Here is a 6,644-nt window from a genome sequence, read left to right on the forward strand (position 1 = left end):
GCTCGACCTCAAGGAGTCCGCCCAGGGCGGCATGGGCCCGCACGGCCTGATCGTCGGGGCCACCGGCTCCGGCAAGAGCGAACTGCTGCGCACCATGGTCACCGGGCTGGCGATGACCCACTCCCCGGAGCTGCTCAGCCTGGTGCTGGTCGACTTCAAGGGCGGCGCCACCTTCGCTGGCGTCACCGGACTGCCGCACGTGGCCGGCCTGATCACCAACCTCGCCGACGACCTCTCCCTGGTGGACCGGGTCCGCGCCGCCCTCCAGGGCGAACAGCAGCGCCGGCAGCGGCTGCTGCGCGCGGCCGGGAACGTCGACTCGCTGCGCGAGTACCAGCTGCGCCAGGCGGCCGGGCAGTGCGACGTGGACGGCAAGCCGCTGGAGCCGCTGCCCTACCTGCTGATCGTGGTCGACGAGTTCGGCGAACTGCTCTCCCAGCGCTCCGACTTCATCGATCTGTTCGTCCAGATCGGCCGGGTCGGCCGCAGCCTGGGCATGCACCTGCTGCTGGCCACCCAGCGGCTGGAGGAGGGCCGGCTGCGCGGCCTGGAGTCGCACCTGTCGTACCGCGTCTGCCTGCGCACCTTCAGCGCCGCCGAGAGCCGCGCGGTGATCGGCACCCCCGACGCCTACCAGCTGCCCCCGATCCCCGGCTCCGCCTACCTCAAGGTGGACGAGTCGGTCTACCAGCGCTTCCGGGTCGCCCACATCTCCGGCCCGTACCAGGAGCCCGGCGCGGGCGAGGACGGCGCCGCGGCCGGCCTCCCGGTCGTGCCCTTCGAACTGCGCACCGCGCCGCAGGAGGAGCCCGAGGAGCCCGCCGAGTCCCAGCCGCCGGCCCTGCCCGCCGGCCCCACCGAGATGGAGGTGGCGGTCGACCAGGTCTGCCGGTTCGGGCAGTCCGTGCACCAGGTCTGGCTCGCCCCGCTGCCCGCCGCGATCCCGCTGGACAGCCTGATCGGCCCGGTCTCCGAGCAGCCGGGGCGCGGCCGCCAGGCCGGCCTGTGGCCCGGCACCGGCCGGCTCGCCTTCCCCGTCGGCGTGCTCGACCTGCCCCTCCAGCAGCAGCAGCTGCCGCTCCAGTTCGACTTCGAACGCGTCCACGGCAACCTCGCCCTGGTGGGCGCGCCGCAGACCGGCAAGAGCACCCTGCTGCGCACCACGGTGCTGTCCGCGATGCTCACCCACACCCCCGACGAGGTGCAGTTCTACGGACTGGACTACGGCGGCGGCAGCCTCGGCCCACTGGAGGCCGCCCCGCACGTGGGCGCCGTGGCCGGGCGCCGCGACGAGCAGCGGGCCCGCCGGGTGCTGGCCGAGCTCGGCCTCCTGGTCGCCGCCCGCGAGCAGCTCTTCGGGGAGCTGGGCATCGACTCGGTGGCGGCCTTCCGGGCGCTGCGCAAGGCCGACCGGCTGCCGGCCGGGACCCGGGCCGCCGACGTCTTCCTGCTGCTGGACAACTGGGGCGCGATCCGCACCGAACTGGAGGGCGCCGAGGCCTCGGTGCTGGACATCGCCTCCCGCGGCCTGGGCGTGGGCGTGCACGTGATCGTCACCGCCAACCGCTGGGCCGACATCCGGCCGAACCTGCGCGACAGCTTCTCCGGGCGCCTGGAGCTGCGGCTGAACGAGCCCACCGAGTCGGAGGTCAGCCGCCAGGCGAGCCGGCAGGTCCCCAACATCCAGGGCCGCGGCATCGTGTCGCCCGGCGTGCTGTACCAGGCCGTGCTGCCCCGGCTGGACGGCCGCGAGGGCACCGACGGCCTGGCCGAGGCCCAGGAGGACGCGCTCGGCAAGATCGCCGCCTCCTGGCCGGGCGCCGGTGCCCCGCCGGTGCTGATGCTGCCCGACCGGGTGCTGCTCGAGGACCTCGACCCCGCGGGGACGGCCGGCTTCGCCGCGGACGAGGTGCCGATCGGCGTCGGCGAGCGCGACCTGGCGCCGGTCGGCCTGGCGATGGGGCCGGGCGACCCGCACTTCCTGGTGTTCGGCGACGCCGGCAGCGGCAAGTCCGCCTTCCTGCGCACCTGGATGGCCGCCACGGCCGCCCGGAGCACCGCCTGGGAGTCCCGGTTCATGGTGATCGACTACCGGCGCAGCCTGCTGGACGCGGTGCCGGAGGACTACATCGGCGCCTACGCGGGCGACGCGGCCGCCGCCGAGGCCTACGTCGACCAGCTGGTCGCCAAGCTGGCCGAGCGGATGCCGCCGCCCGGCATCACGGCCGCCCAGCTCCGCGCCCGGGACTGGTGGGACGGTCCCGAACTGTACGTGGTGGTGGACGACTACGACCTGGTCGCGGTCGGCCACCAGTCCCCGCTGGCCAGGCTCGCCGACTACGTCACCCAGGCCCGTGAGATCGGCCTGCACGTGGTGCTGGCCCGCCGGGTGGCCGGTGTCGGACGCCCGCTGATGTCCGACCCGCTGCTCTCCCGGCTCAAGGACCTCGGCACCGGCGGCCTGATCCTCTCCGGCGACCCGCGCGAGGGCGTCCTGCTGGGCGACCAGCGCGCGGCCCAGCGCCCCCCGGGCCGCGGCGTCCTCGTCCGGCGCTCCGGACCGGCCAGGCTGCTCCAGGTCGCGCTCCGCGAGGAGGAGCCGGCCTGACCAGCCGGGCTCCTCCCACCGGGCCGGGGGCTCTCGCAGCCCCCGGCCCGTTCGTACCTTCCCGCCCGCGCTCTCCGCGGCAGTTGCTTCGAGGTGGATCCCCGATGGCCGACAACGGCTTCAGCATCAGCGACATCTACGCCCTGGGCAACCAGTGGATCGAGCTGGGCAACACGGTGTACGCGGCCCGGTACGGCACCAGCATGGCCATGGACAAGTTCCAGTGGACCGGTGACGGCATGGTGGCCGCGCACGACGCCTGGAACCTCGTCGGCAACAGCGTGCTCGACCCGGCGGTCACCACCTGCTGGAAGATCGGCGACGCCATCAACGACTACGGCCGGGCGCTGGAGAAGATCATGGCCGCCGAGCAGAAGGCCGCCAACGCGGCCGGGCTGGCCAGCATCATCGCCACCATCCTCGGGTTCGTCCTCCCCTTCGGCCTGGGCCTGCTGGCCAGGCTGATCGCGCCGCTCCTCGAAGGCCTCATCACCCTCATCACCAACATCCTGAGGACGATCGGCGAGAGCCTGCAGACCATCCTCAACATCGGCGCCTTCATCGGCGGCGCCGTGGCCGGCGGCCTGCTCCAGCTGGGCACCGACCTGCTGGCCCAGCTGATCGCCGACAAGATCTACGACGTCCCGTTCGAGATCGACTGGGCCGCCGAGGGCATGAGCATGGGCTTCGGGGCCGTCTTCGGCGGCCTCGGGGGACTGGCCGGTCTGCGCGGACCGAAGGAGGTCGGGATCGGCGGCGGCCCCAAGGGGGTCGGGGGCAAGGGCGTGACCCCGCCGAAGGTCGACCCGCCGGGTGTGAAGCCCCCGGTCACCGAGCACGTCCCGCTGCCGGGGCGCGGCTCCGTGCCGCTTCCGGAAGGGCCGGGGCACATCGGCGGAGTCACCCCGGGCGGCATCGGCAAGGTCCCGCCGCCGGAGCTGTTCCCGGGCGGCGGCAAGCCGCTGGGCGCCGAACCGGGCAGCGTGCCGCCGGGACGCTCGCCCGTCGCCCCCGGCGGGGTGGAGCCCCCCAAGACCGGGATCCCCCACGAGGCCCCCGGCAGCACCCCGCCCGGCCCGCCCAGGACCACGACGCCCGGCCGGGGCCCCGAGCCGGTGACCCGGGAGCCCGGCCAGCTCAACCCGTCGGGAACCCACCAGCCGACCCCCGGCGGTCAGGTGAAGCCCGGGACCGGAGTGCACGAGCCCGGGGCGGGCGGGATCGGCAACGTCGCCCCGCCGAAGAGCACCGGCGGCCAGATCGGCGGCCAGGAGACGCACGGGCCGCTGGGCGGCAAGGACGGCTCGCTGCCCGACGCCACCTCGCGCTCCGTCAACGAGACGGGCGGGAACGGCGGTTCGCGCGGCACCGGCAACGGCAACGGCACCGGCAACGTCACCCGGCCCGGCCCGAACGAGCAGACCCCCGGCCACTCGCAGTCCGAGACGCCCGTCGACAACCAGACCTACAAGGCCTCCTTCGACCGGCAGCCCGGCGGAACGCGGCCCGGCAGCGACGTCGGCGCCAACGGCCGGCCGTCCTCGGCCTCCGCCCGCGTCGAGGGCGACAACGCCGTTGTGGCCACGGACCGCAACTCGCTCTCCGCGAAGACCCCCGGAAACCACGACGGCCTCCCCGGCGGCAACAACAACCGGCCCGAGGGCGTGAAGCAGCCCCTCAAGGAGGGCGCGGAGGCGCCCACGAACAACCAGCGGACCGCCACCGGAGGCGGCACCACCCCCCGCGACACCCCGCTGGAGCCGATGCGGGACAACGGAAAGTCCGGCGGCTCCTCCGGTTCCGCACCCAAGGGCAACGAGCGGACCAACCAGTCGACCGGGGGGCAGAAGCCCCTGCCGAGGGAACTGGAGCCCCAGGCACCGGAGAACAGCAACCGGCAGTCGACCGCCTCCTCGGCGCGGGAGCACGAGGGCAGCACCAACGGGACGAAGCAGACCACCTCCGAGAGCACGGCCCCGGGCAAGGGGGACCGGCCGACCTCGGAGCAGACCCGGCAGAACGGCCAGCAGGAGGGGACGACCGGGAAGTCGGAGGGTGCGGCGTCGAAGAAGCCCTCGACGCGGCCGTTCGGTGCCAGGAAGGTGATGACCATCGCCGACCTCCCCCCGGAGGGGGCGGGGCCGAAGAGTGGCGCCCCGGAACCGGGGATGCGACCCGGCAGTTCCAACGTGAGGACCCTCAACGACCTCCCGAGCGAACACGGGGCGGGCGGCTCGGCGAAGGGCGGATCGTCGGGGGAGAAGCCGCTGGTCGACCGGGGCACCGGGTCCACGTTGGACGGGAAGCCCGGTGAGAAGTGGGTGTCCCGGGATTCGGCTGATCGCAGGTCGATGACCATGGACGACCTGCCGGCGGATGGTCCGGTGAAGGGCGGGTCGCCGAAGGAGAAGCCGCTGGTCGACCGGGGTTCCGGGTCCACGTTGGACGGGAAGCCCGGTGAGAAGTGGGTGTCCCGGGATTCGGCTGATCGCAGGTCGATGACCGTGAACGACCTGCCGGCGGATGGTCCGGTGAAGGGCGGGTCGCCGAAGGAGAAGCCGCTGGTCGACCGGGGTTCCGGGTCCACGTTGGACGGGAAGCCCGGTGAGAAGTGGGTGTCCCGGGATTCGGCTGATCGCAGGTCGATGACCGTGAACGACCTGCCGGCGGATGGTCCGGTGAAGGGCGGGTCGCCGAAGGAGAAGCCGCTGGTCGACCGGGGCACCGGGTCCACGTTGGACGGCAAGCCCGGTGAGAGGTGGGTGTCCCGGGATTCGGCTGATCGCAGGTCGACGACCATGGACGACCTCAAGAAGTCGGGGGACGCGGACACCCCCTCGCCGAGGGAGCACGAGGGCGGCACCGACGGGTCGAAGCAGAAGCCCTCCGCGGGCGAGGCCCCGGGCAAGGGGGACCGGCCCACCCCGGACCAGACGCGGCAGAACGGCCGGCAGGAGGGGACGACGACGAAGTCCGAGGGCTCGGCGCCGAAGAAGCCCACCGTGCGGCCGTTCGGTCCCGAGAAGGTGAGGACCCTCGCCGATGGCCCCCAGGACGGGGCGGGGCCGAGGAGCAGCACCTCGGAGTCGGGGATGCGATCCGGCGGCTCCAATGTGAAGACCGTCACCGAGGCCAAGCCGACCGAATCGGGGGCGGGCGGCTCGACCAAGGTCGGATCGTCCACCGAGAAGCCCGTGAGCAAGACGGAACCCTTCTCCGGCCGGGGCGATCGTCTCGGCGAGGGTCCGCGGGTCTCCGAGGACGCCGGAGCGTCGAACCGAACCGGCCCGCGGAGCGGATCCCAGCAGGAGTTCCCGAACGCGGAGACATCGACGAACAGCCGGGGTCCGCAGTCGGAGCTGGCGGCGAAGCAGGAGACCGCGGCGAACGCCCGGATCGCCAAGGCCAAGGCCGAGGCCGATGCGGCGGCAGCGGCGAAGGCGGGTGCGGGGTCCGAGGCCGGCAACGCGGGGGCGAAGGTGAAGTCCGGTGTGGGGGTGGAGGGTTCGGGTTCGTCGGAGCGGGTCAAGTCGCCGTCGGAGTCGGCGGAGTTGACGGACAAGCGGGAGGCCGCGGCGAGGCGGGAGGCTGCGGGGAAGGATTGGGTGACGCCCAAGGGTGAGGAGCCTGCTGGGGCGTCGAAGAAGTCCGGTGCGGCGGTGGGGGGTTCGGGTTCGTCGGAGCGGGTCAAGTCGCCGTCGGAGTCGGCGGAGTTGACGGACAAGCGGGAGGCCGCGGCGAGGCGGGAGGCCGCCGGGAAGGATTGGGTGACGCCCAAGGGTGAGGAGCCTGCTGGGGCGTCGAAGAAGTCCGGTGCGGCGGTGGGGGGTTCGGGTTCGTCGGAGCGGGTCAAGTCGCCGTCGGAGTCGGCGGAGTTGACGGACAAGCGGGAGGCCGCGGCGAAGCGGGAGGCCGCCGGGAAGGATTGGGTGACGCCCAAGGGTGAGGAGCCTGCTGGGGCGTCGAAGAAGTCCGGTGCGGCGGTGGGGGGTTCGGGTTCGTCGGAGCGGGTCAAGTCGCCGTCGGAGTCGGCGGC

At 73.5% G+C, this 6,644-nt stretch carries 1 protein-coding gene and 1 pseudogene; both read left to right on the forward strand.

Annotated elements, in window-relative coordinates; translation table 11 throughout:
* On the forward strand, positions 1-2,608 hold a 2,608-nt coding region (gene eccCb, locus ACWDCZ_RS20675; protein WP_449816603.1), incomplete at its 5' end, for a type VII secretion protein EccCb.
* Positions 2,609-2,712: 104 nt separating this feature from the next.
* Positions 2,713-6,644: pseudogene (locus ACWDCZ_RS20680) on the forward strand (hypothetical protein); the annotation flags it as partial.

It is taken from the genome of Kitasatospora sp. NPDC001225 (genome assembly GCF_053597855.1).